This window comes from Vibrio sp. Isolate24 (genome assembly GCF_022398215.1).
Classification (GTDB): domain Bacteria; phylum Pseudomonadota; class Gammaproteobacteria; order Enterobacterales; family Vibrionaceae; genus Vibrio; species Vibrio coralliilyticus_A.
This window is the reverse complement of sequence record NZ_JAKEUU010000008.1, coordinates 37,229-61,368: the sequence shown is the minus strand read 5'-3', so window position 1 is coordinate 61,368 and position 24,140 is coordinate 37,229. Positions and strand designations below refer to the sequence as shown.

The window sequence follows — 24,140 nt, the reverse complement described above, 5'->3', positions numbered from 1 at the left end:
CTAGCCCTCTAGCTTAGATTTGTCTCGCACTGCCCCTTTGTCAGCACTGGTTGCCATACTTGCGTACGCTTTGAGTGCAAAAGAAACTTCACGTTGACGATCGACTGGTTTCCAGCCCAGTTCATCTTGTTTTGCACGGCGCTCAGCAAGTTCCTGCTCTGAGACTTCTAAAGAAATAGAACGGTTTGGAATATCAATTGCGATCATATCGCCTTGTTTCACCAGACCAATCGCGCCACCATTCGCCGCTTCAGGTGAAGCATGACCAATGGACAGGCCAGAGGTACCGCCAGAGAAGCGACCATCTGTCAGCAGTGCACACTCTTTACCAAGTCCCATTGATTTCAGGTAAGTGGTTGGATAAAGCATTTCCTGCATGCCTGGGCCCCCTTTAGGACCTTCATAGCGGATGACAACCACATCGCCTGCTTTTACTTTGCCGCCTAAGATGCCTTCAACGGCGTCTTCCTGGCTTTCAAACACTACAGCAGGGCCAGTGAATTTATGGATGCTCTCATCAACGCCAGCTGTTTTCACAATACAACCATCAAGAGCGATGTTGCCCGATAGAACGGCTAGGCCACCTTCTTGAGAGAACGCGTGATCGATTGAACGGATACAACCATCAGCGCGGTCATCATCAAGACGATCCCAACGACAATCTTGTGAGAAAGCTTTGGTAGTACGAATGCCTGCAGGGCCTGCGCGGAAGAACTTCAATACATCTGCATCTTCCGTTTGGATGATGTCGTATTGCGCTAGCTGCTCTTTCATTGAAAGGCCGAGTACGGTGCGCGCATCATTGTGAAGTAAACCTGCGCGGTCTAGCTCACCGAGGATAGCCATAACACCACCTGCGCGGTGTACGTCTTCCATGTGATATTTCTGAGTAGATGGTGCCACTTTACATAGGTGAGGTACTTTGCGAGATAAGCGATCGATATCTTCCATATCGAAGTCAATCTCACCTTCTTGCGCAGCAGCGAGCAGGTGAAGAATAGTATTAGTTGAGCCGCCCATCGCGATATCAAGCGCCATTGCGTTTTCGAATGCATCAAAAGTGGCGATATTGCGCGGCAGCGCCGATTCTTCATCTTGCTCGTAGTAACGGCGTGTCAGCTCAACGATACGTTTACCCGCGTTGATAAATAGTTCTTCGCGGTCTGCGTGTGTCGCTAGCATTGAACCGTTACCTGGCTGAGAAAGACCAAGCGCTTCAGTCAGGCAGTTCATAGAGTTGGCTGTGAACATGCCTGAACATGAACCACATGTCGGACACGCGCTGCGTTCGATCTGTTCACTTTGCTCGTCTGAAACTTTCGGGTCTGCACCTTGGATCATCGCATCAACCAAGTCTAGCTTGATTATTTGGTCAGAAAGCTTAGTTTTACCCGCTTCCATTGGACCACCAGATACAAAGATCACTGGAATGTTAAGGCGCATTGACGCCATCAGCATTCCCGGAGTGATTTTGTCACAGTTGGAGATACATACCATGGCATCGGCACAGTGAGCATTCACCATGTACTCTACCGAATCAGCGATAAGCTCACGCGATGGCAGTGAGTAAAGCATGCCGCCGTGGCCCATTGCGATACCATCGTCGACTGCGATGGTGTTGAATTCTTTGGCGATACCGCCTGCTTTTTCGATTTCACCGGCGACCAGTTGGCCCATATCTTTAAGGTGAACGTGGCCCGGTACAAACTGAGTGAATGAGTTCACGACTGCGATGATTGGCTTACCAAAATCTTCATCTTTTACGCCAGTTGCACGCCACAGTGCACGAGCACCCGCCATGTTACGACCGTGAGTGGTGGTTGCTGATCTGTATTTAGGCATCTTACTACTTCCTTTATTTTGCCGCGTCTGCTGGGTAAACGTAATCTAACCAGCCCCACTTATCTTCAGTGGTGCCGTTGAATAGTCCAAAGTAAGCTTCTTGCAGCTCTTTGGTGATAGGGCCGCGTTTACCGCTGCCTACGTCAATTTTATCTATGGTTGCAACAGGAACGACTTCTGCTGCAGTACCTGTCATAAACACTTCGTCTGCCAGGTAAAGTGCTTCACGAGCAATATTTGCTTCGCGAACTTGGTAACCTTTGTCACGAGCGATAGTCATGATCGAATCACGAGTGATGCCCGGAAGGATGGCGCTAGTTGCTGGTGGCGTGGTGATCACTCCATCTTTAATCACAAAGATGTTCTCACCTGCGCCTTCAGACAAATAACCATCAACACTTAATGCAATACCTTCATCGTAGCCATGTCGACGAGCCTCACCGCCAACCAGCAATGAAGATAGGTAGTTACCGCCAGCTTTCGCTGCGGTTGGAATGGTGTTTGGCGCTGCGCGGTTCCAGCTGGAAATCATCGCATCGACCCCTTTCTCCAAGGCTTCTTCACCTAGGTAAGAGCCCCATGGGAAAGCGGCGATGATTAGGTCCATTTCGGTGCCCTGCGGTGGACATACACCGAGGCCAACATTGCCGACAAAACCTAGCGGACGAATATAAGCGCTATCGAGTTTGTTCTCGCGCAGTGTTTCGCGCGTCGCTTCCATGATTTCATCCACAGAGTAAGGGATAGGGAAACGGTAGATTTTGGCGGAATCTTTGAGTCTTTTTGCATGCTCATGGTGGCGGAAGATAATTGGTCCTTTAGGCGTGTTGTAGCAGCGCACACCTTCAAACACTGAAGTACCGTAGTGCATCGCATGAGTCAGTACATGAACATTCGCTTCTTCCCACGGTACCAGCTTGCCATTAAACCAAATGTAATCTGCTGTTTTAGTAGCCATTATTGCCTTCCTTTATGCACAAATTTTTTGTTGTAGGTTGTTATTCGGTAGTTCGTCGCGGGCGATTTGTGTTACCTCAACCGTGCGCACATCCCAGAGCTTTTCAATCTGATTGGTCAGGAAGGAGATTGGACGATCGCTGTCGACAATGATCTCTACACTGGCAATTTTACTCTCATGGTTTTGCGTGCCTGCAACTTGCTTAACAATGAAACCACGGTGGCGAACCACACGAAGAACACGCTCTAGCAGTACAGGTTTGTCGTCTGCTTTAATATCGATTAGATATCTTTCCATCTTAAGTGTTCTCCAGCATGTCATTGTTAGAAGCACCAGGCGGTACCAGTGGCCACACGTTTTCTTCTTCGTCGATCAGTACGTGAAGTAAGTAAGAAGTCTTACTCTCCAGCATTTCTTGAATCGCCGGCTCGACTTCTTCTTTTCTTGTGATCGTTTTTCCAGGGATATCAAACGCCTTCGCTAGGGTGATGAAATCCGGGTTGTCATCCAAAATAGTTTCACTGTGGCGGCCATCGAAGAACAGTGACTGCCATTGACGTACCATACCTAAGCGCTGGTTATTCAATAGAACGATTTTTACCGGAATTTGGCGACGCTTTAGTGTGCCCAGTTCCTGAATGTTCATCATGAAAGAACCGTCACCTGTAATAAGGATAGACTGATCATCTGGGCGTGCGACTGCAGCCCCCATCGCGGCAGGAAGACCAAAGCCCATAGTGCCGAGGCCAGCCGAGGTTATGAAGTTTTGTGGATCACGTGGTTGGATATGCTGTGCGGCCCACATCTGGTGCTGTCCGACATCGGTTGAAACCATTGAGCTGTCAGGCATCATATCAGACAGTTGCTTCAGTAAGCCTGGGGCGAAAATCAGATCACCCGGGTGATCATAACGCCACTTAAAACCGCTGCGTAGGCTTTCACTGTGTTTGACCCAAGGTGTGATGTCTTGTGTTAGTTCTAACTGAGGAAGAAGGGTATTGATATCACCGCGCAGTGGCGCATGGGCGTGACGCAACTTGTTGATCTCAGCGGCATCGATATCGATATGGATAACGCGCGCATGTGGAGCGAACGTTTCCAGTTTGCCTGTTACTCGGTCATCAAATCGTGCGCCGACCGCAATCAGTAGGTCACATTCCTGAACGACTAGGTTTGCGGCTTTAGTGCCGTGCATGCCCAGCATGCCAAGATAATGTGGATCATGACGCTCAATAGTGCCTAAGCCTTTCAAGGTGCTGACCGAAGGCATTGGGTTTAAACGTAAGAATTCGCGAACGGCTTTTGTGGCTTTACCCAGTTGTACACCGCCACCAACATAAAATACTGGGCGGGTACTTTGTGAAAGAAGCTCCTGAGCGGCAGAAACGGCTTCTGCTTGAGGAACGGGAAGCGCTGGCGGCGTGAATGGAGGCAAAACGTCAACCGGTGCCTGAGCCAGCTGAACATCTTTAGCGATGTCGACAATCACAGGTCCTGGTCGGCCTGTTTTAGCGACTTCAAACGCTTCGGCTAATGTTGGGGCAAGGTCTTCAATTTCTGTTACTAGGTAGCTGTGCTTGGTACAGGATAGTGACATTCCTATCACGTCCATTTCCTGAAAAGCGTCTGTTCCGATGTGGGAACTGGCGACCTGGCCTGTGATTGCCACCATTGGGATCGAATCCATAAACGCATCGGCCAAACCGGTTACTAGGTTAGTGGCACCGGGACCGGATGTCGCCATACAGACTGCGACATCTTGAGTCGCGCGTGCCATACCGATAGCGGCCATCGCTGCACCTTGTTCGTGACGGCAGAGGATGTGCTCGACGCCACCGTCATACAGCGCGTCATAAATTGGCATGATGGCACCGCCTGGATAGCCGAATACGGTTTTGATGCCCTGTTGTTTTAATGCGGCTACGACTAATTCAGCACCTGTCATCGTAAGCCTCCTTGACTACCTAAGTAGTAATGTTGTGTTGTGCACGTCATGTGCGCTCCCATTCTTCCTGCCCGCTCGCGGCTGAGCTTTTTATTTTGTGTCTACCTGACTTTGTCAGTGTTTATTTTTTCGCTGATTCTCAGCGTTTAAGTTGAAAAAAACCCCCGGACTTCTCAGTGCGGGGGTTTTTTTGAATTTGGTGTTTATTTTTCGCCCACCAGCCCCCGCGCGGAATCAATAATGACCACGATAATCAGGACAATCAGTGCGTTAATGCGGGCGCTAAAATTCATATTCTTTTTATGTTGTGCTTACGTAATATGGTACGAAATTGTTTGCGTCACTAGTGGTAACATAGAATTCCGTTACATGACAAGCAAAAAGTCATTCTTTTTTCACATTCTCTCATCATCTCCCCAAGCTATATAACAAGATTGTTCAAAAGTTGACGTGTTATCAAACAGATAAATATTAAGTGGCCATGTGGGAGAATTTATGGGCTTAGCCATTATTTACAGTCGGGCATCAGTTGGGGTTGAAGCGCCCCCGGTGACGGTGGAGGTGCATATCAGTAATGGCATGCCGGGTTTCACTCTGGTGGGATTACCGGAAACCACCGTCAAAGAATCACGCGACCGAGTGCGCAGCGCGATCATTAACTCTCGGTTTGAATTTCCGGCTAAGCGCATCACCGATAATTTGATGGTTAACGGGAAAAGATATAGAGTTGTATCAACTCATAAAGGGAAGCTATCAAATGACAAAAATTATAATTCCTTATGTTCGCTTTTCTTCTGCAGAACAGAGAAAGGGACACAGTTTAAAGCGTCAGATCGAACGCATAGAAGAGTATGCAAACAAGAACGGATACACAGTAGATAATAGTTTAAATCTTAGAGATTTAGGCTTGTCTGCATACACCGCAAAACACATTGAAAAGGGGTCTCTCGGCGTTTTTTTAGAAGCAATAGAAGCGAACCTCATACCGAGGGATGGTTCTATTTATTTGTGTATCGAGCAGTTTGATAGATTGAGTCGTCAAAACGTCGATGATGCTTATGGTTTGTTTAGTAAGATATTGAAATCAAACGTTAATATCATCACTTTAATGGATGAGAAAGTCTACACGAAAGACTCTTTAACTGAAATGGTGTCAATCATTTCGTCATTATTACTAATGCAACAAGCGAATATCGAGAGTGAAAAAAAATCTGAACGAGTTTCAGCCGTATTCAAAAACAGGTTAAAAGACTTACAGGACGGGAACAAAGTTCTATTTGCTTCAATGCTTCCTGGCTGGATAGACAACGTTGGAACAAAAGAAAAGCCAAATTTTGTGGCTAACAAAAAAAAAGTAACCGTCAGGTTAGCATTTTACTATTACATTTCAGGAAAAACGATGGGAGAGATAGCTAGAATCTTCAATAAAAAAAGATTTCCACAAATCGCAAGAAAACGAACCAAAAACCAAACTAATTCTTGGAACAGCGCAAAAATTTCTCATTTACTTTCAAATCAATGTGTGATTGGACAACTAAAAATCAAAAAAACGGGAGAGATTTTTGAAAATTACTACCCAAGCGTGATTACATTGGACGACTGGGATTTGGTTCAATCGATGAAACGAACTACCGCAACTGTCAAAGCTGGGGGTAGAAAATCAATCAATATTTTCCAAGGTCGGTTATTTTGTGCTGATTGTGGGAATAAATACTATTTCGAAACAGATACTCAAACAACAAAAACAAAAGAATACAGATATCACTTATTGAAATGCTCAGGGCGTAGATTTCACTCGTGTGATTCTAAAACTATTCGATATGACAACCTCTTAGAAATAGATCATTTATTTATCAAAAAACGTAGTGAGAGCAATGCCGATCAAAGTTTGGTTAAAGAGTTAAAAGAAAAAAATAAGAATATAAACAAGGAATTAAGAGAGCTTGAAAAAGAAAATCAAGAGCTTAATGTTATGTTTGAAAGTGACGAAATTTCAACAATAGCTTTTGCCAAGGCAAGCACTGTAACGAATAACAAAATAGACGTTTTAAAGCGTGATTTAGCTCAAAATAAGCAAAGCATTATGCTTTTTTCAAACAATACAAAAGTAGATAAGATAGACAAAGAAAACCCCGTATTTATCACCAAAGCGAAGCGGCATATCAAAGAAAACTTTGCCGCTTTTATCATATCTTCAAAGTATAACTCTATCGTGTCGATAACGCATTCTGGGCATATTTCAATAACTGAAACACCCAACAATCACGCAGATGTAATTGAAACTTATAGTCTTTTTAAGGACATTAAGAAACAGATTCAAGATAATGACAGAAAAGATGTTTTGGACGGAAAGTTTAAAGAGATTCTTCAAGCTTTGAAGTTCTACGATATGGAACAGGCGTAGGGTTGTTTAAGTCGAAAACAAGTTTTCTCCTGTTCTGAAAAAAGCTCGATAGATATAGCATTTTTAAAAAAGTGTTGTATGTGTCGGGTTGTGTCACAAAGGGACAAATCCAACAGTTTTGATTATCGATCAAACGGACAAATCCAACATTTTCTTGATTAAAAGTGATATTGCTATTTTTAAGCGTTTGATTTGAAAATAATGGTTTAAGAGTTGTTTTTGTAAGTTTATGATTTTGATGATGTTCTTAGTTGATAATTGCAATTAAGAGATTTAAACAAAGACAGGTTTTGATTGATTTTTAATTTTCAAAAAACGATAGGAACAACAAAGAAACGAGACAAGCAGCAACAACGCACAAGGCGGATAAATCCCTACATATCAAGGTTTTTAGTGTTTTAAATCTGAAAAATTGAGTTGTTGAAGTGTTGCGGTAAAAATTAGGGTGTCCCCCTAAATCGTCAAAATTGAAAAAATCAAACGGTTGGTTTTTCTATCCAAAAGATTGCATATAATCACTAAAAAAGAAAAGTTTAAAAAGTGAAATTAAAAAACCCTTATTTCTAGGGCTTTTTTGGGTGTTGAGTTGTTAAAATATACATTTGAATAACTTTAGCGTGTTAGGTTGTTATATTTACACATTATCTATATTTCTAATTATATAGTAATTTACATAACGACATTTTCAAAACTATCGAAATATTAAAACTGTTGGATTTGTCGGTTGTGTCTATGAAAGAAAAATTGTTGGATTTGTCGCAATCCATTCAGAACATAAAAAAGTTGGATTTGTCCAACTTTTTGATTAAAAATTCCTTTATTTAAATGAAAAATAACGCCCTATTGAGCGTTAAAAATTAATTAAAATCAGTGGATTACATAGACGTATACAAGTCAAACATATCATTAATTTCTTCAAAATCTGCTTCGTCGTAACCGTAGAAATCAAGCGTTACTATCTTTGAATAAGTATTGTTGTTGATGTTGTAACTTACTGTAAAATCACGCTTTCCTAGACGCTTTGGCGGTTTTACAAACGTTTCTGTCAGAGTAATTTGAGCTGGATTTTTTAGAGCAGTAAAGCGAGAATTAAAGTAACTGTATCGCTTTCCGTCAGCAATCAAGTATTTTTCTGTATCTATTCGAAACTCGTTTTTAGTAAAAATTTTGTTTCCACTTGTCGATAAAACTTCTGTGACAATCTCCGAAAGCTCACGATTATTGATAGTCAAACCGTCAAAAGATTCTTTGAAAGATTTTTTAAAAGCTTTATCATTCGTTAGTTTTTTCACACGTTGACGACTATTTAAAGAAAGCTTTTTAGTGTCTAAAAATAAAGGTTTTTCTGGCATTGAGAAATCCCTTAATTTCTTAATTCCAAGCTTTCCGAACCTCCAACCAAATGAATAGTAAGGAATGGCTCTTTCTTCTACTTCTTCAATTAAATATTTATATCTGAAATAATATTCAAGATTTTCTTGATTATCTTCAAAAATCGAAAACTCAGAAATACAACAGTTGTTTGTTTTAATGTTAGAATACTTGATTTTATTCTCAGAAACCGTCTTTTTTACGTCTTTTAAATCTTGTAAATATGAGTTACAACAAACTCTATCAATAAGTTCATTTGTAATTTCTTTCATTTCAAAAACTTCGACGTTATACCAACGTCTGATTTCTGTTTTTGTTTGATTAAAATATATTTTGTTATCTTTTATTGCATATACCAATTTAAACCTCTCTTATTTATTCTTAATATTTAATTATCACTTTATTTTTAACTTGTMAAATAAAAATATTGGATTTGTCTTATTGTTTTTCATTTTAAAATAAAGGAAATAAAAAATAAGTGTTGGATTTGTCCGTTGGTACTTCATACGGCAAGGTTTATTAATATCAAAGTTGTGATATATAAAAATAGAGAGAGAAAAGGAATTAAAAACAATGAAGACTAAAATAATAACTTTGATTTTGTGTTGTTTCACTGCATTTTTTGCAAATGCGAAGACACATACACAGATTAAGAAAACCAAAGGAAGTAAGTATAATATTTACTATTATTCAACAACTTACAACGATGGGAAGATTTTCACAAGTTGCTTTTACGGCTACCCAAACAACCCACACACTAACAAAGGAAATAATTGGTTATCGTTTAATACTCGTTATTTTTACGGTCTCACAAGTGGAGATATTAGACGCTGCGAAGAAATGCTTGATTCAACGCATAGATATAGATAAAAATAAGTTTGAAAAATTAAATTATATATTGACTTCTAGATATAAATAATATATAAATAGTTCAAGGTTACTTAATAAATCTTCAAGGATTGACGTTTTAGAAATAAAATGACTTTGTATTGTAACAAGTAAACATAAAATAAGTAATCAAAAAAACACAACTTTTTTAAGTTGTGTTTTTTGGTTTAGGTTCTTCATTTTTTTGTTTTGATTGAATACTTTCAATTTCTCTTTTAAGTTCTTCAAGAACTCGTTTTTCTTCAGCTTTCCAGTCAAAAAATTTTGTTTCTACCATAGTTTTAAATTCCTTTTCTTCTTGTTCTTTTTGTTTGTTGGTTCTGGCTCGTTCGGATTTAAAACTGGATCGTTTGAAGCTTCGAAGCTACAAGACTTTTCTAACGACATACCAAAATTTTCTTTGAGTTCTTGATCTGAAACTTGATCAGAAAGAAAATAGTTTTTAACGTGTTGAATTTCAAAATCGTTAAGCTTGCGATCTCCAAGTGCTTCTTTAAGCTCGTTAAGCGTTAAACCTTCAAAACTACTGTTTTCAGAAAGTGAAATATCGGTAATAGAAGCTGTTTTTTTATGCTTATACCAGTATTTAATTTTATTCTTAATATACTCTTTGTTGTTTGAAGTTACTTGAACAGATTGCCAACCATTTTTAATCTGCTGTTTCGTCATTAAATCAAGGCTTTTACTATCTGACCTGCAGACCATTTGACCATTTTTAAATTGTTTAAAAACAAAGTTATTTTTATCATTATCAAGATAAAAATATGTGTTTCCGTTTTCGTCTTTCCACTTTAACAAGCTAGATCTTCTGATTTTCGCTTGTTTCGGATTTCTTTCGCTGTTTGCGTGTTGTAATTCGAGACATTCAAAAAAGTCCTTAAATCGCTCTAAAAAGCTTTCTTTTGTTAAATCTGGACTGTTGAAGTCGTCGATTTTAAAAGACTTGATAAGTTTGTTCTTGTCGTTATTCACGTTGAACACTAGATTTTTATTCTTGTCTAAAACTGTTTGAATGTTCGATTTTTGAAGAGTCTTGAAAAACTCGTTTGAGTTTTTAGACTTGTTCAGATTGTAGATAATGAATTGAGTTAGTAATTTCAATAATTCTAATTCGTTCATTTTTGAGTTGTATATAAATGATTTCATTTGTTCACCTCCATTTGTGTTGAAGTAAAAAGTTTTAACTCATATAACTACATAGAAGCACATTTATTAAAATATCAAAGTTTTTAGAACTGTAATGCTTGTTTTTACTATTAAATAAATGGTTTAAAAATTGCAATTTCAGAAATCGAGCTTGCGAGTTATACAAGCGTCAAATCGCTAGAAGCGATTTTCTACGCACAAACATTTTCGACGACAGGAGAACAGACACATCTCAAAGTGAATTAGTTCACGAACTTCACTATTATTTAAAATAATCTTATTTAAATAATATTATTTAATAGTAGGGGCGTTCATATATTGGGGGTAGGGCTGTTCATATATTTGGGGTAGGGGTGTTCATATACTTTAGTTTTTAAGAATCTGTAAAATGACAATAAAAAAGATTGTATAAAATATTTCATACAATCTATTGCAATTAATTTGTTTTGTGTTATTTATTTTAATTAGAGAGTTATTAAAAAGAAAAAAGCACTCTCCAAAGTGCTTTTATAATCTTTAAGTAATTACAGAACAATCTTAAAAATTACCGTAGGAAGTTTTTATTAAGATATAGACAAAATAACTTGAGTTTTAATTGTTGTCAATATGTCCTCTGTAATTATTTAAAAACAATTACAGAGGTTTTTTATTATGACAAAACAAACAAAAAAATTATTTACAGAATTCGAACTAATCAAAACAAACACAAAAGACAATACATTCTTTGATTACTTCATAAAAAATGAGTATATGGCTAGTAAAATCAAAGCTTATGTCTTATCTACTGCACAACTACAACACAATGTAAGCGAGAAGAAAAAAAAGAATATTAGTGTTGAAATTACATATCAAGAAATCAGAAAGTTTTTCAATTTCACTTATGCGAACAATGACAGAATCATTGAAGAAACTTCAAAATTACGAAATACAACATTCATTAAATCAGTAGACTTTGAAAAGAAAAGTTTTAGTGTAGTTGTTGACTATGAACTTATAGAAAGAAACTATAAATCAAAAGTAAAAACAGGATTTTCTAACGTCTGCATTACTCTAAATGATCTAATCAAATACAGAACAGACAAAGAATTATTTTTCAACATTTACATTAGTTACTTCAAAAAAAAGAAAGATAAGTTTATTAACAGAAAATTTCTTTTTAACTTGTTCGATATGAAAGCAGATACAAAAGAACAAAGAAAGAACAGCAAAAAAACGCTTGTAACAATGCTTAAAAAGCACGATTTTTTAATCAAATATGAAGATTTCTGTTTCTATCTAACACAGCCAGAAACACAAGAAAAACCGAAACTTAAAGCGAAAAAAGAAGCGAAAGCAGAAGCACAGCCAGCAGTAGCGGAAGCGACAAAACAAGCGACAGAAAACGCACCAGAGAGCAGCGAAAAAGGTTTCAATGGTCTGGACACTTGGCAAGACGTTTTAAAACGTCCAGAAATTGATTTTGAATTTGAAGCTGAAACGATTTTTGAAAATGAAAAAACAGAAGAAGAATTATTAAACGAGTTAGATTTCTAGAAATTATTTGTATTATTCAATTTTAATGAGAAAATAATTATAGTTATATAAAAAGGAGAAATAATGAAAAAAACAATATTAGCTTTAACATTATCAGTAGTTTCAATTTCTACATATGCAAGTCAGTTTGTTAGTCTTGTAAGCATAGAAAGTGCAGAAATAAAAAAACAAGTAATTGTTGAAAAAATCGGTGAAGTTGAAAAGAATTTCACAGAATGGAAAAATGCAGGAGAAGAATATGATTGTTTTGTTGTTAGAGATATTTTTTTAACTGAGATTGAAAAATATTGCTGGCAAGATCAAGAAAGAACAAAAGATATATACTCAGTTTACTCTGACAATTCTGAAAGTTTTGACGAAAGAATTACAGAAACTCAAAAAATTGTAGCTCATACAATATTTTAAAAATGAGTTATTTTTATGCAGTATTTTTAAGTTTGTTTCTGTCTTTCTTATTCTTCTTGTCTTTCTTCTTTTTCAATACAGACGTTGAAACTTGTTTGTTTTGATCGTGAACTGGTCTTTTATTTGCAGATTTAAATTGACTAGCAAGCTCATTGCTTGAAGTTTTAAACTTGTCTAAAAGTCTTTGACGCTCTTGTTTTTGCTTCTCGTCGCTCGGTTCAAAGTCTCGATAAGCTCTTGAAAGAATTTCGTCAGAAGCTTGATTTTGCTTTAACGTTTTGAACAAATGTTCTTTTTCTTTTTGACTAAGCAAGTCTTTATTGTCACTTAAAAAATTAGTGATTTTATAAGTGTTTTCCTTACCATTCCAAGCTTTTGGAAGCTTGGCTGTGGTCAAATCAAAACCCTTTTCAAGCATTTCTTGATACTTTTCTTCTGTGGGTTTTGTGAACTTTGAAAACCAACCAACAGATTTTTTATTGTCTAAATCAATAGCATTTTTCGTTGATTTTATTGGCTTTGCTGCTTCTTCACTTACGAAACTAGACTCTTCAATTAATGTTTTTTCAAGCTCTTTTTCAGCTCGTGCTTGTCTCGAATTTTCTTTGTCTTTCAATTCTTTGTAGTCGTCAGCGAAAAGCTTAAAAATTCCGTCTTTATTTTCGTTTTGCTCTGCTCGTTTTTTCGCTTCAACTTGATCATAATGGTCCATCATTTGTTTTTGATATTGTTGAATTTTTTTGGTTTCTGCGTCTGCGAATTTATCAATTTCATTTGATTTTTTCGGTAGATTTGAAACAGGAGAACTTGACGGCTTTTTGATTGACTTGTTTGACGCTGAAGCCGTTTGTTTTGTCGTAGGGGCGTTGTTTCTAGCGGTTTTAGGCGTTGTTTGCTTGTTCTCTTGTCTCTGTATGATTTGGCTAGTTATGCCCTTAAAACGGCTTTCCAGTGCGTTTTTAGTCAATAGCTTTCTACTAAGCTTTGAACCGCTTGCCGCTGCGATTACTGAACCGCTTTTATCTTTCATTTCAAAGGAAAAACCACGGATTTCTTGCTGTCCGTCAGTGCCTTTTTTGAAACTCGGTTTTACTTGAATGTTGTGCTTGTCTAGCAGCTTGAAAAAGTGCGTGTTGTTCTTTGCGTTATTAGCTGCGTAAACCGTTTGTTTTTTCATAAACTCAAACGGATTCTTTTTAAGTTCTTTTGCTCTTTGCGCTGCCAGTTCTTCTAGTTTTTCAGCCGCTTCTAAATCATTAGCATTAAAAGCTTTTTTAGCTATGGCTTCGAGTTTATTCGCTGGATCTTGTGGTGAAGAATCTTGTCGATTAGTTCTAGTTAAATCATATTTATCTTCAAGTTGTTCAGCGATTTTTCTAGATCGATTTTTTGACTGCCAGCCGTGATCATAGCTTAACGAATTCGAGACACGAGGAACAATAAAATGAAAGTGTTTGTTGTCTGTGTCATTGTGTAACGTGTAAAGAAAATCTTTATCTTCAAAGTCTTTTATAAATCCGCTTAAACCTTCTTTTGCAATGTCCAACATTTCTTGATTTGTGCGGTTTTTCCAGTCGTCAGCGTGAAAAGAAATTTCGATATGGTCATACAACAACTTGTTTTCAGATTTTTTCTTTTCTAAAAGCAAGTGAAGATTATGATTAGTTTCAAGGTCTAACATAAAGCTTTGAAGAACTTCATTTTTAAAGCTCTTGTTTATGTCAGTTTTGGACGTTGCAAGCATTTCGCAACGATCAGAATCGTGCTCGTTTTTAGGGTTTGAAATGTAGTTGCAAACCGCTTTTAAATCGTTGGTATTGCTGCCGTTGTGTTGAATCTTAATAATCATAATCAACCCTTCGCTTGTTCTAACTCGACTAGTTGAATAGATAGATCAGAAGTTTGATTTTTTTGTTTTAAAAGACTTTCACAATAATTAATAAAATCAGTTTTGAACTCTTCAAAATTAAACGCTTCAAAGTCAGATTTTACTTTATTAGATAACTGAATTGCTCTTTTTAATTCAGTATCAAAATCTGTTTTATTTTTTGCAATCTTTATTACTATTTTACTTCTATACTTTTCAGCCATTTTGCTATAACGATTAGAAAGCTGTTCAACTTTTTTAAAAGAATCTGATTTTTTAAAGTTTACTGTCGTTGTGTTTTTTGTAATAAATAAATGAAGAAAATCAAGGTTAGACAAACGACCTTTATAGCTTTCTAGTTCTTTTTTTTCAAAGTCGTAAACTCGTTTTTCAAGAACTGAAAACTCAATAAATTTTTTGTTGTTTGATTTTGAAAATTCGGACAATGAACAGTTTTTATATTCAGACAAATCACAATAGTGAAAAACTATTTTATTAAATATTGATTTTAAGTCATTGACGTTGTGATTGTAATAAGTATTTATAAAGTTCAAAGTTTTCTGAACTTGTCTGATTGTGTCAAACGTCATATTGATAAAAAGACGTTTTTCAGTGTTCAAAACACATTCAGAAAGTTTTAAGTTTCGTTCAACGTGAAACTTAGTAATTTCTTCAAGCTTTTGATTGTCTTGTTGACCTCTCAAAATTATTTGTCTTTTCTTTTTCCTCATTTTAATCTTTCCAAAAATACAACTTCCAAGTTGTGTTTTTATTAAATTATTTCAATCGTCAGATTGATAATTTAAATCTAGCTTCGCAGAACAAGTGTATGGACCGAAGGGTCATACTCCAACTTGTTATATCGTAGATTTCACAACTATATTTACTAGTATATCTTGATTTTTGAGAACTCAAAATTATTGAAATCTTGAATAGAAAGAAAGCTTTTACTTTGTAGATTTTTAAAATTATTTTATGCGAAATAATATTTAAAAATTTGTGTGGTGAGGTTTAAAAATGAAAAAAGCCAAACGTTTTAATGCTTGGCTTTTATAGATAAGTAACTAATCCAGTTTGAAAGTTTTGTAGAACCTCAAAGCGTCTTCTTCATAGTTTTCTATGTCGTGACATTTTAAGACCTCTTTGAGAGCTTTGATATAACGAAACATATTCTTTCGATCTTCAAACAAAATTTCTAGTTTTTCTTCTTTGCTCAAATTTTCGAAAAATCCTGCTTTTCTTTCAAATGTGACTTTACTCATTATTCAAATCTTGCTGCATTTTCCAACAACTTATCAGTTAAGCCGTAGATATCGTCTAGTGATTCTATAGGGTGACGTGTTTCTTTTCTGTCTTCGCCAACTATACCAATGTATTTTTGTTTGGCATTAAAATGCAATCTACACAACGGTTTACGGTTGTTGTCGTCCAACAACACACCAAAATAGCTTTGTGTGTCTCTAGCAATTATACGTGACACGTCAAATTTAGTGCGAAGAATAGCTTTAACGATATTGAAACCGTCTGTTTCTTCTTCAGTTGTAATTATCTTCGGCTTATCTTCACTGCCTAGATCGCTTTCGACTTCTTGTTCGATAACTTCAGATTGTGCCTTAACAGCCACTTCCTCATTAGAGCCAATGGCTGATTTCAATCTGTCATTGATACTATCATTTAGGAATTGTTTTAGTGCCTTTGTCGTAATTTCAAGGAACTGAGCTTTGACCTTTGCGGTTTGAACACCGTCATATACCTTTGACGTGAAGAATTTTACAAAGTCTTCTTCTGGATTTTTGAACTGCTCTTGAAGAACCTTTTTAATTTGATTTAGGTATTTTAATTCACCAGCAGCGTCAACAACGGATTCTACGTCAAAAGAGGTTTTAGTTAGCTTCTTAACCTCTGGGACAATATGTTCGTCAAGTTCAGACATATTCAGCGTCAAGAATGGCTTTTCGTCCATTTTGTTCGGAGCGTCCAAATCTGTATAGAACTCGTAGACTTCTCCATTGGTTAGTATCGCTATACGGGCATTAGTTACAGAGAAATAGCGAAATAACTGGCTTGCGTGCTTTGTCGATAGTTTTTCACGGAACTTTTTACATTCTATAAGGATTTGAACCTCGCCGTCTTTAAGCAAGGCGTAATCTACTTTTTCGCCCTTTTTAGTTCCAGTGTCTGCAGTGAATTCTGGAACGACTTCAGTAGGGTCGAAAACGTCATAACCGAGAACTGAATGCAAAAATGGCATTATCAGTGCGTTTTTTGTTGCTTCTTCTGTTTCTAAAGAAGAGCCGATTTGAGCAATCTTCTTTGATAACCCCTGTAATCGTTCAATGAAATCCATAGCCTTTCTATCCTTTTTTTTATGATAACTCGCTTGCATATCATAACAGAGGGGGAATTTTCTTCTTTGAACTACTTCAAAATGCTATTTATCGGAAGCCTGATAAGGCTCTGATTTTTATATGCAAGAAAGTTGGTGCGTGAGGTTCATTTTTTGTACAAATCATAAAATGTCTTTGCTCAATTTTTCGAAAAATCCTGCTGATCTTTGAAATCAAGAAAGTTTTCGTTGTAACAATAAGATTAATGACGGTCAATCTTGCTCCTGCTGATCTGCCCAAGGAAGGAGGCCGATTTGATCTGCCGATAGCACTTGGCATTCTTGCCGCTTCAGAGCAGATCCCAATAGATAAATTGGCGGAAAAAGAATTTGTTGGTGAGCTAGCGCTGTCGGGTGAGCTGCGCGGAGTTAAGGGAGTATTGCCTGCGGCGCTCGCAGCCAACAAAGCACAGCGAAGCTTGGTAGTGCCGCATTACAATGGAGATCAAGCTGCCTTAGTGGGCGAAGAACAGCATAAATCTGCTCATAGCTTGCTGGAAGTGTGTGCTGATCTTTGTGGCCAACAAAAACTCAGCCTGCACCAAACGCAAAACCTGCATCGAGCGGTGGAGAATGGCCGTGATTTACAGGACATCATTGGTCAGCAGCAAGGCAAGCGAGCGTTGGAAATTGCTGCGGCAGGGAACCATAACTTGTTGCTGCTTTGCAATATTTACCTATTACGCAATTACGCATCATTATATAGAGCGTAATGGTGTGCTTTATCCCTTTATTTTCAATTTGGGTTTTTGGTATGTGTGGCATATGAGCACAAACAAAAAGTTCAAAAGGGGGAAGTGTTGCCCTGATTCACCGTCAGAATTCCGCTAGATACGGTAAACCCTCCTTATTATAGGTATCTCAATATTGGTTCATAAAACACTCCTTTTATGACCTAGTTCATTATATTGGTTTAAGTAGCCCATAAAGTGTGGATTTAGTTAAATGGTCTAGTTATTATGTGGACTATCCTTTTATGACCCATAGAGTTAGACCAATGAGAACCTTTGCTTACTGCCGTGTTAGTACCACTGAACAAACAACAGAGAATCAGGTTATTGCTATTGCCAATGCTGGTTATGACGTTGAGGAACACCGAGTTATCAGCGAGACGATTAGCGGTAGCGTTAAAGCAATGGATAGACCTGAGTTTGCTCGCCTTGTTGATAGGTTGGAATCTGGTGATTCGCTGGTGGTGTTGAAGCTAGACCGATTAGGGCGTGATGCGATTGACGTTCAACAGACGGTTCAAGCTCTTGGTGATATGGGCGTGAAACTGGTGTGTCTTGATTTGCCTGTTGCTGATTTGAGCAGTGCAGAAGGTCGGCTGATGCTTCAAATGTTCGGAGCTTTTGCGGAGTTCGAGCGTAATCGTATCAGAGAAAGAACAGCACAAGGCTTAGAGCGAGCTAAGGCAGAAGGCAAACAATTAGGTCGCCCACCAGCTTTGGAAACCAACAAGCGAGTGCAAGAGGCGAAAGCACAAGGCATGGGACAAAGTGAAGCGGCAAGATTCTTGGGGCTTGGTCTGAGCACCGTCAAACGTCATTGGAAGGAAGCACTTTAAATCGAAACCATTTGACTTTTGTCGCTGAGTTTCTAAAAGGGGTGTCTTGAGGGGGAAGTGGAAAGTAACGTTTCTGCGAACCTTTAAGGCACCTTTTTTATGTGTCACGAAATTGGGGTGTCTGCAAATTTAATAGTATGGCTATCCCTTTTTTGTCACAAAAGGGGATGAAATTACGTTTATATAAGTATGCAGTGAGCACTTGGAGGAGTGTGGCTGTCGTTATGCAATTACGCATTAATTCTTAGTGCGTATCGAGTTACCTAACGCTGTGAAGCAGGAGGATTAATGAGAAATAGAAATACCGAAGCGCGAATATTCGTGCGCGGTGATGAGCTGTTAATGCTCAAAAAGTTAAGCACCAAGGAAGGTGTGGGACTGACTGAAATGGTCAGAATTTTAATTACCAACGCTGAGAGAGCAGGGGTGAAGAATGGAAAAATTAACCAAGATTTTTAAGCCAAAGAAAATGGCACAAATTGTTGAAGCAATGACGGAGCGAGAGCCTCTTGTTGCTGGTTTATGGGACAAAGGCGAGACAATGATGGTCTTTGCTGGTTCTGGTGTCGGCAAGAGTTTGTTTAGCTACAACTTGGTGGAAACGTTGGCGACCGAACAAGGCGAGTTCTTGGGGCAAGACTGCGCCACTAATCAGAAGGTTTTGTACTTAGATGGTGAGATGAGCACCAACTCAATCGGCTCTAGGGTTGACCCTGATATGTTGGATGACATTGGAAGTATTGATTACATTGCCTCTGAAGTTAATGAAGAAGTAATCGACTTAACAAATGACGAACAACGAGCATTCTTGATTGAAATGGCTAGAGGCTACGATGTTGTTGTCCTTGATTCGGTGCGAGTTTTGTTCGGTTTGACGGATGAGAACAACGCTGAGAGCTGGAGAAGTGTTAATAGTCTTGTTGTTGCCTTGCGTTCGCTTGGTTGCTCTGTGTTGGTTATCCACCATGCGAATAAGAGTGATAGCGAAGTGCCTGTCTATTCAGGGTCAACAAATGCTATCACCGTCTTTGATAGAACGCTGGCAGTTAGCGGCACTGAATACAAGCAACTTCATGGTCAAAAGTCTAGGAATGCAGCTTGGGGTGAGTGGCTAGATGAATGCGTCTTCTTTGCTGGTGAGTTTGGCAAGTTGTCATTAATGACACAAGCGCAGCGAGACCAAAGCAAGATGGAAGAAATCGTAGATATGTTAAGCCTTGACCGTCGCTGTTGTCCTACAGGCAAGCGAGAAAAGCGGATGAAGGTAAACAAGATTCTTGATGCTGGCTTGGGTAATTCTCTGACGAATCAAAAGCTATGGAATGCTGCTGAGTATCTGTTTGATGGCTTTTGGACTAAGGATGATTTTGACTCTGCGATTGCTGGTGATTGGGGCGAGTTAGAAAGCCCAATTAAGGAGGCAGCATGAGTCTAGGTGAAAACAGTTTTGCAGATGAACTTGGTCTTGTGCAGAACAAGCAACGTGTACCTAGCCATTGGAAGGATTTAGACCCTGACGGGCATGGTGGTCATTGGGTTATCCCTGATTTCGTTATGATTGACCATGATGGTAATCGTTGTTTGATTGAGTACAAGCACGGAAACAAGCTGAACACTGATGGTGCTCGTGGTGGTAAGAAAGCTGCTGAGAAGAAAAAAGCTGATTACCTGAATAATCCTTGGGGTAATGCAGCTAGTCGTCGGCGCAATGCGGAAGCTCATTATGGGTGGAATCATTCGCTCTATAAGATGATTGGAATGAAGCAGCACTATGACAGAGTGATTGTTGTTGACCCTCGTTTGAACCAGCACGCTACGTGTGCCAAGTACCAGAAGAACGTTATCAACAAAGGCAGAACCAACGGGGTTGAGTTTATGACCAAGCTCGAATTCGAGTCTGCGTTTGATGGGTGTTTGGATGTTGGTGTTGACCGAATCTTGGATGAAACCGTAAGCGAAACTAGCGTTACGCAATTACGCACTAATAGTTAGAGCGTAACGGTTTGCTTACTATCAGGGGCGGTAGGGATACTGCCCCCTTAACTACAGTTGTGAAACTGAAGGAGATTATATGAATCAAAAATTTAAGGATGCTCTAAGTGAGCTAGGCGCGGAGTACAACTTGAGTCACCGTGATGTTGTTCGGATGCTACAAGCTGCTGAATCGGATTGGTTGCCTATTGAAGATTGCCCGAAGTACGAAAGGCACAAGGAAACAGGAGTTATTCGTAATCGAAATACGCATCGAGTTCTAAAGCCTAACAACAGCGGCTATGTCAAAGTACGTAATACTAAAGGCGAGATTGTTGCGATGAAGCAGAGTGAATCGTAGCCGTAAATCTACCGTAATTACCGTTCAAAATCGGTGTGATATGGACAAGAAGTGTAGGATTTCGCCATTAGCTGCCATTAATTAATGGGTATGTTTGCTTTGTGTTGCCCTGTAAATTACCTGTAGAAGCAGGAGATTGTTATTTGTTTGTAGAAGCAAACCTTATGGCTTCACACTCATGCGGAATACGTCTGTAACTGTACCAAAAGTGTCGAATTGAGTTGAGATGTGCCCCTCATTTAAGCTTTGTAACTTACTAATTTCCTTCACAGTTCAAATGCATTTTGTAGCATGTGATTGAGAGAACGTGATACCATTTCCCTAGTTGACTGAACTTTAACCAACCTCAAGTAACGACATGGCTAAAACATACGAACAAGAACAACACGCTTTAACTCCATACTGTTTTCGGGTTTACAATAAATCCCTTGAGGGTGATAGAGATAAGCGATACAGCAGACTAGACCAAATATCTGGAAAGTTTGACTTGTTGGATATGCTTGAAAAATTCATGAAAGCAAAATCTGATAAGTATCGATTATCAGAAGAATCTCAGCAGGTTTACTGCTTTGGTGATATCAAAATTGACAAGGGTAAGCGTGAGGTTTGGGGGTGGTTTAATGTTGGTGTTTACGGTATCAAAACCGAGATTATCAACATAAAAACTCAAGAAGTTGATTTCGAGAAAGCAAAAGAAAATGCTGAAATCATCAAGCACTATGTGCACTTCCGTATCCCTAAGACAGCAAATGAAGCAATGGCGTTTCTGCATACTTATCGTGGAAACGGCGTGAAGACTTTGTTCTATAAGCTTTTTGGTGAACATTTTAGAGAACAAACTAAACTTGTTTTACAAATGAATCCGTTAGCCTACGATAAAGCTATGGATGCTTGGTTAGATGCGCCAGCGAAAGAGATTAAGTTGACTAAGTTTGTTGGTGTGGATGATGTTGCAGATAAGCTAAACAAGCTAGGGCACCATGAACAAGAGCTAGTTATCAAGCCACCAAGAAAAGGGCAATTGGGTCGTCTTCGTGACTATCTGAAAAAAGGCAACAAGCATCACGCTGCCGTTGTTGAGCTTTCAGGGTTTGGTAATCAGGTTAAAACGGTTGTCGAAATGAATGGTAAAAAGCGCACCTTCAATGTAGGTCATAGCTCTGCAAATGCGCTGTGCGAAATAGAGCTTGATGAAAAGGTAATAATGGACGAAGGTGTCCCAACGTTGAAATCTATGAATCGTTGGGTAAAAGAAATAGCCAATGAATACGCTAAGACGATGTACTAACGGGTCTTTATTATGAGTTCAAAGATAAATGTTTTCGGGATTATCTCGGGGCACTGGAAAACGCTAGAGCACAACGGAACCAAGAAGGTGAGCATAAGCGATATCTTCACGTTTCTGTTGTTTCCATTGGCTTTGGCGATATTGACGGTTGTATTTGAGTTCAAGTTTACAACTGACTTAACATCCCTACTTGTTAACTTTGGTGCTATCTTCACTGCGTTGCTACTGAGTGTTCTAGTGTTGGTATATGACCAAAGTACCAAGCTGGAAGAAAAGAAAGATGAAGCTGAGGCGGATGTTAGCTATGAGACAAAGCGAACGCTATTAGACCAGTTGTACTTCAACATCTGTTACTCAATTATCGTTTCGGTAACGTTGGTTGTGGCTTGTTTCATCGAGTCGATTTGCAGAGGCAAAGTAAAGACCATCACACTACCATTAGAAGACCCTATGTCATTCTGCGTTGATGTGAACACCTACTTTGCAACTCCGCTTGTGACGTTTGTTACAGTAAACCTAATCCTTACTATCTTGATGATTGTTAAGAGAATGCACGCTTTACTTACAAACTAAACAGCCCACCAAGTAGTATCTTGAAAGCCAGTTGTCATTGCTGATTTATGAGCTTCAAACACGAAGTCATTAGCTGTGATGCTGGCTTTTTTAGTCTCTGGACAATGGGAAACCGTTACCTCTGAGAAGGTTTGCTTGAGTGAGCGATTCAGTTTTACTCGTACCTTGAATAGTTCTTCTCTTGATAGCTTGGCTGGTTTCTTATCAAAGACTTGCACTTGCAAAGCATCTGCAACTAGCTGGCAAGCTTCTCGATAATTCATGTGGATAGAAGTGACCGATTCAACGGATAACGCCTTAGCTTCCTCAAGTTGTTTCTCAAGGCTCTGTATGGACTCTGAACGGGTTTTGATTCCATCTTGGATAACTGAGTTCGAGAAGTTAGACGTTAGCTCTATAAGCTGTTTGAGGGCTTCCTTTTCCGATTCTATCTTGCTTTCTATGACACTGATTTGGTCAGTGCTGGTTGAGCCTTTCTTCACGAGGTCTAGGTGCTTTTCAAAGTGCTGTGGGTGCAGATACTGCTCGATGATGAAGCGGTTGATTAACTCGATTCTTAGTGGCTTGTTGGTACAAGCATTCTTCTTGAACTCACGGCATGTCAGGTAAATCCATTGCGGTGATTTAGGGTCGTAGAGCATGTGTGAGCCACAAGAACCACAAACAGCCACTTGTGATAGGACATTGGGGAAGGTGCTCTTTCTTCCTGCTGAGTCGGGCTTGTGTCGTTCCTTCTTCTTGGCTTGGGAAAGGTAGTAGGTTTCTTCGCTGATTATCGGTGGATAGAAATCTGGAACGGTCGAAGATTGGACTTTGTTGTTGATGATGTGGGTGTGATGACCAATAGCTGCCTTAGAGCCTAAGATTTTCTTAATGCTGGTAGTTGCCCAAGTACCGCCCTTCGGTGCTTTAAGACCTTCTTCGTTGAGAATGCGACAGGTGCTTACAGCTCCATGACCATCTATCGACATTTGGAAGATGCGCCTAACAATGTCAGCCTTTGATTCGATGATTGAGTAGGTGCGCTTGTCCTCGTTCAGAGACAACCAGAAGGGGGTATTGCTGTGTCTAGTGGTTGTGTTTGGGTTAGCTCGTTTGTTAGCCCACACAGCCTTTAGACGTTCTGATTTGGTCTTTGATTCGTTGTGAGCACGTTCCATCACTGTCAGAGAAATGATGAGGTCTGTAGTTTCTGATTCGCTGTTGTAAGTGCGATTGTCGATTAGGGTTACTACTGTGATTCCGTATTCGATGATGTTGAATAGCTGACGCATTGCAGTCATAACGCTGGCGCGACTCAGGCGGTCTAGTGATTCCACCAGCAAGAAAGAACCACGAGGGATAACACCTTGTTGCAAGGCTTTAAGGAATTGTCCTAAACCGTTGTCCTCGTTTGTGTTTGCTGAACGGAAGGCAGATACACCAAGGTCAGTAAAGGATTGGTCTGAGAGCGTTAGAGAGTGCTTTAGACAGTAGTCTTGAGCTAGTTGTGTTTGTCTGCGTAGGCTATCGCCCTTTGCTTGAACTGCGCTAGAAAAGCGGATGTAAGAGTAAGCAGTTGTCATAAATCTGTACCATTAAAAAGAGTATCAACTGCTGCCTGCATAATAGAAAGTGAGATTGAAAAATCAACTA

General features: G+C 39.0%; 22 protein-coding genes and 2 pseudogenes. 12 read left to right on the top strand and 12 right to left on the bottom strand.

Annotated features, from left to right (window positions below):
* The 4 genes from ilvD to ilvG are packed head-to-tail and all read right to left on the bottom strand — an operon-like array spanning nt 1 to nt 4,745.
* A complete protein-coding gene (gene ilvD, locus L1D23_RS19675; protein ID WP_239870883.1) occupies nt 1-1,842 on the bottom strand; it encodes a dihydroxy-acid dehydratase in 1,842 nt (613 codons plus the stop codon).
* A gap of 13 nt (nt 1,843-1,855) precedes the next feature.
* Complete coding sequence (gene ilvE, locus L1D23_RS19670; protein ID WP_239870879.1) at nt 1,856-2,800, bottom strand: branched-chain-amino-acid transaminase; 945 nt, start codon at nt 2,798-2,800, stop codon at nt 1,856-1,858.
* 12 nt (nt 2,801-2,812) lie between these two features.
* Nucleotides 2,813-3,097 (bottom strand): acetolactate synthase 2 small subunit, encoded by a 285-nt coding sequence (ilvM, locus tag L1D23_RS19665; protein WP_008075516.1) that lies wholly within the window; start codon nt 3,095-3,097, stop codon nt 2,813-2,815.
* Between the two features lies 1 nt (nt 3,098).
* On the bottom strand, nt 3,099-4,745 hold the full coding sequence (gene ilvG / locus L1D23_RS19660) for an acetolactate synthase 2 catalytic subunit (protein WP_239870876.1): 1,647 nt from the start codon (nt 4,743-4,745) through the stop codon (nt 3,099-3,101).
* 495 nt (nt 4,746-5,240) lie between these two features.
* On the opposite strand from ilvG, the pseudogene L1D23_RS19655 reads away from it, so the two are divergent.
* Nucleotides 5,241-5,447 (top strand): annotated as a pseudogene (locus tag L1D23_RS19655) (magnesium chelatase domain-containing protein); the annotation flags it as partial.
* A 55-nt stretch (nt 5,448-5,502) separates the two neighbouring features.
* On the top strand, nt 5,503-7,149 hold the full coding sequence (locus L1D23_RS19650) for a recombinase family protein (RefSeq protein ID WP_239870873.1): 1,647 nt from the start codon (nt 5,503-5,505) through the stop codon (nt 7,147-7,149).
* A gap of 875 nt (nt 7,150-8,024) precedes the next feature.
* Here L1D23_RS19650 and L1D23_RS19645 read toward each other — a convergent pair.
* The 3 genes from L1D23_RS19645 to L1D23_RS19640 form a co-directional block, all read right to left on the bottom strand.
* Complete coding sequence (locus L1D23_RS19645) at nt 8,025-8,792, bottom strand: hypothetical protein (protein ID WP_239870870.1); 768 nt, start codon at nt 8,790-8,792, stop codon at nt 8,025-8,027.
* 764 nt (nt 8,793-9,556) lie between these two features.
* Nucleotides 9,557-9,685 carry a hypothetical protein gene (locus tag L1D23_RS22275; RefSeq protein ID WP_275667382.1) on the bottom strand — a complete coding sequence of 43 codons (129 nt, stop codon included), beginning with the start codon at nt 9,683-9,685 and terminating at the stop codon, nt 9,557-9,559.
* A complete protein-coding gene (locus L1D23_RS19640) occupies nt 9,679-10,380 on the bottom strand; it encodes a hypothetical protein (protein WP_239870867.1) in 702 nt (233 codons plus the stop codon). The genes L1D23_RS22275 and L1D23_RS19640 overlap by 7 nt, the downstream gene beginning before the upstream one ends.
* Before the next feature lie 825 nt (nt 10,381-11,205).
* On the opposite strand from L1D23_RS19640, the gene L1D23_RS19635 reads away from it, so the two are divergent.
* The gene (locus L1D23_RS19635) at nt 11,206-12,087 is read left to right on the top strand and encodes a hypothetical protein (RefSeq protein ID WP_239870865.1); all 882 of its coding nucleotides are present in this window, start codon (nt 11,206-11,208) and stop codon (nt 12,085-12,087) included.
* 63 nt (nt 12,088-12,150) lie between these two features.
* A complete protein-coding gene (locus L1D23_RS19630; protein WP_239870863.1) occupies nt 12,151-12,492 on the top strand; it encodes a hypothetical protein in 342 nt (113 codons plus the stop codon).
* Nucleotides 12,493-12,505: 13 nt separating this feature from the next.
* Here the strand turns inward: L1D23_RS19630 and L1D23_RS19625 are convergent, their stop codons facing one another.
* From L1D23_RS19625 to L1D23_RS19610, 4 genes are all read right to left on the bottom strand, one after another.
* The gene (locus L1D23_RS19625; protein WP_239870860.1) at nt 12,506-14,341 is read right to left on the bottom strand and encodes a relaxase/mobilization nuclease domain-containing protein; all 1,836 of its coding nucleotides are present in this window, start codon (nt 14,339-14,341) and stop codon (nt 12,506-12,508) included.
* 2 nt (nt 14,342-14,343) lie between these two features.
* Nucleotides 14,344-15,090 (bottom strand): hypothetical protein, encoded by a 747-nt coding sequence (locus L1D23_RS19620; protein ID WP_239870858.1) that lies wholly within the window; start codon nt 15,088-15,090, stop codon nt 14,344-14,346.
* Between the two features lie 333 nt (nt 15,091-15,423).
* Entirely contained in the window at nt 15,424-15,621 is a 198-nt protein-coding gene (locus L1D23_RS19615) for a hypothetical protein (protein ID WP_239870855.1), read from the bottom strand.
* Nucleotides 15,621-16,706, bottom strand: a complete 1,086-nt coding sequence (locus L1D23_RS19610; RefSeq protein WP_239870851.1) for a type I restriction endonuclease — start codon at nt 16,704-16,706, stop codon at nt 15,621-15,623. Before L1D23_RS19610 ends, L1D23_RS19615 begins: the two co-directional genes overlap by 1 nt.
* A 239-nt stretch (nt 16,707-16,945) precedes the next feature.
* Here L1D23_RS19610 and L1D23_RS19605 point away from each other — a divergent pair.
* The 8 genes and pseudogenes from L1D23_RS19605 to L1D23_RS19570 form a co-directional block, all read left to right on the top strand.
* A pseudogene (locus tag L1D23_RS19605) lies at nt 16,946-17,410 on the top strand (magnesium chelatase domain-containing protein); the annotation flags it as partial.
* Nucleotides 17,411-17,742: 332 nt separating this feature from the next.
* Entirely contained in the window at nt 17,743-18,312 is a 570-nt protein-coding gene (locus L1D23_RS19600) for a recombinase family protein (RefSeq protein ID WP_239870848.1), read from the top strand.
* 288 nt (nt 18,313-18,600) lie between these two features.
* Nucleotides 18,601-18,771 (top strand): hypothetical protein, encoded by a 171-nt coding sequence (locus L1D23_RS19595; protein ID WP_239870846.1) that lies wholly within the window; start codon nt 18,601-18,603, stop codon nt 18,769-18,771.
* Nucleotides 18,746-19,741 carry an AAA family ATPase gene (locus tag L1D23_RS19590; protein ID WP_239870843.1) on the top strand — a complete coding sequence of 332 codons (996 nt, stop codon included), beginning with the start codon at nt 18,746-18,748 and terminating at the stop codon, nt 19,739-19,741. The genes L1D23_RS19595 and L1D23_RS19590 overlap by 26 nt, the downstream gene beginning before the upstream one ends.
* Complete coding sequence (locus L1D23_RS19585; RefSeq protein ID WP_239870840.1) at nt 19,738-20,304, top strand: hypothetical protein; 567 nt, start codon at nt 19,738-19,740, stop codon at nt 20,302-20,304. The genes L1D23_RS19590 and L1D23_RS19585 overlap by 4 nt, the downstream gene beginning before the upstream one ends.
* A gap of 79 nt (nt 20,305-20,383) precedes the next feature.
* Nucleotides 20,384-20,644, top strand: coding sequence for a hypothetical protein (locus tag L1D23_RS19580; RefSeq protein ID WP_239870837.1), 261 nt, complete (start codon nt 20,384-20,386; stop codon nt 20,642-20,644).
* 358 nt (nt 20,645-21,002) lie between these two features.
* A complete protein-coding gene (locus tag L1D23_RS19575) occupies nt 21,003-21,932 on the top strand; it encodes a hypothetical protein (protein ID WP_239870834.1) in 930 nt (309 codons plus the stop codon).
* Between the two features lie 12 nt (nt 21,933-21,944).
* Nucleotides 21,945-22,505 (top strand): hypothetical protein, encoded by a 561-nt coding sequence (locus L1D23_RS19570; RefSeq protein WP_239870831.1) that lies wholly within the window; start codon nt 21,945-21,947, stop codon nt 22,503-22,505.
* Here the strand turns inward: L1D23_RS19570 and L1D23_RS19565 are convergent.
* Nucleotides 22,502-24,070 carry a recombinase family protein gene (locus L1D23_RS19565; protein WP_239870829.1) on the bottom strand — a complete coding sequence of 523 codons (1,569 nt, stop codon included), beginning with the start codon at nt 24,068-24,070 and terminating at the stop codon, nt 22,502-22,504. The genes L1D23_RS19570 and L1D23_RS19565 overlap by 4 nt on opposite strands.
* Nucleotides 24,071-24,140: the final 70 nt, after the last annotated feature.

What these genes read in the sequence shown, in the direction of transcription:
- ilvD (WP_239870883.1), bottom strand. Translation starts at nt 1,842, where the DNA reads ATGCCTAAATACAGATCAGCAACCACCACTCACGGTCGTAACATGGCG.
- ilvE (WP_239870879.1), bottom strand. Translation starts at nt 2,800, where the DNA reads ATGGCTACTAAAACAGCAGATTACATTTGGTTTAATGGCAAGCTGGTA.
- ilvM (WP_008075516.1), bottom strand. Translation starts at nt 3,097, where the DNA reads ATGGAAAGATATCTAATCGATATTAAAGCAGACGACAAACCTGTACTG.
- ilvG (WP_239870876.1), bottom strand. Translation starts at nt 4,745, where the DNA reads ATGACAGGTGCTGAATTAGTCGTAGCCGCATTAAAACAACAGGGCATC.
- L1D23_RS19650 (WP_239870873.1), top strand. Translation starts at nt 5,503, where the DNA reads ATGACAAAAATTATAATTCCTTATGTTCGCTTTTCTTCTGCAGAACAG.
- L1D23_RS19645 (WP_239870870.1), bottom strand. Translation starts at nt 8,792, where the DNA reads ATGAAAGAAATTACAAATGAACTTATTGATAGAGTTTGTTGTAACTCA.
- L1D23_RS22275 (WP_275667382.1), bottom strand. Translation starts at nt 9,685, where the DNA reads ATGGTAGAAACAAAATTTTTTGACTGGAAAGCTGAAGAAAAACGAGTT.
- L1D23_RS19635 (WP_239870865.1), top strand. Translation starts at nt 11,206, where the DNA reads ATGACAAAACAAACAAAAAAATTATTTACAGAATTCGAACTAATCAAA.
- L1D23_RS19630 (WP_239870863.1), top strand. Translation starts at nt 12,151, where the DNA reads ATGAAAAAAACAATATTAGCTTTAACATTATCAGTAGTTTCAATTTCT.
- L1D23_RS19625 (WP_239870860.1), bottom strand. Translation starts at nt 14,341, where the DNA reads ATGATTATTAAGATTCAACACAACGGCAGCAATACCAACGATTTAAAA.
- L1D23_RS19620 (WP_239870858.1), bottom strand. Translation starts at nt 15,090, where the DNA reads ATGAGGAAAAAGAAAAGACAAATAATTTTGAGAGGTCAACAAGACAAT.
- L1D23_RS19615 (WP_239870855.1), bottom strand. Translation starts at nt 15,621, where the DNA reads ATGAGTAAAGTCACATTTGAAAGAAAAGCAGGATTTTTCGAAAATTTG.
- L1D23_RS19610 (WP_239870851.1), bottom strand. Translation starts at nt 16,706, where the DNA reads ATGGATTTCATTGAACGATTACAGGGGTTATCAAAGAAGATTGCTCAA.
- L1D23_RS19600 (WP_239870848.1), top strand. Translation starts at nt 17,743, where the DNA reads ATGAGAACCTTTGCTTACTGCCGTGTTAGTACCACTGAACAAACAACA.
- L1D23_RS19595 (WP_239870846.1), top strand. Translation starts at nt 18,601, where the DNA reads ATGAGAAATAGAAATACCGAAGCGCGAATATTCGTGCGCGGTGATGAG.
- L1D23_RS19590 (WP_239870843.1), top strand. Translation starts at nt 18,746, where the DNA reads ATGGAAAAATTAACCAAGATTTTTAAGCCAAAGAAAATGGCACAAATT.
- L1D23_RS19585 (WP_239870840.1), top strand. Translation starts at nt 19,738, where the DNA reads ATGAGTCTAGGTGAAAACAGTTTTGCAGATGAACTTGGTCTTGTGCAG.
- L1D23_RS19580 (WP_239870837.1), top strand. Translation starts at nt 20,384, where the DNA reads ATGAATCAAAAATTTAAGGATGCTCTAAGTGAGCTAGGCGCGGAGTAC.
- L1D23_RS19575 (WP_239870834.1), top strand. Translation starts at nt 21,003, where the DNA reads ATGGCTAAAACATACGAACAAGAACAACACGCTTTAACTCCATACTGT.
- L1D23_RS19570 (WP_239870831.1), top strand. Translation starts at nt 21,945, where the DNA reads ATGAGTTCAAAGATAAATGTTTTCGGGATTATCTCGGGGCACTGGAAA.
- L1D23_RS19565 (WP_239870829.1), bottom strand. Translation starts at nt 24,070, where the DNA reads ATGACAACTGCTTACTCTTACATCCGCTTTTCTAGCGCAGTTCAAGCA.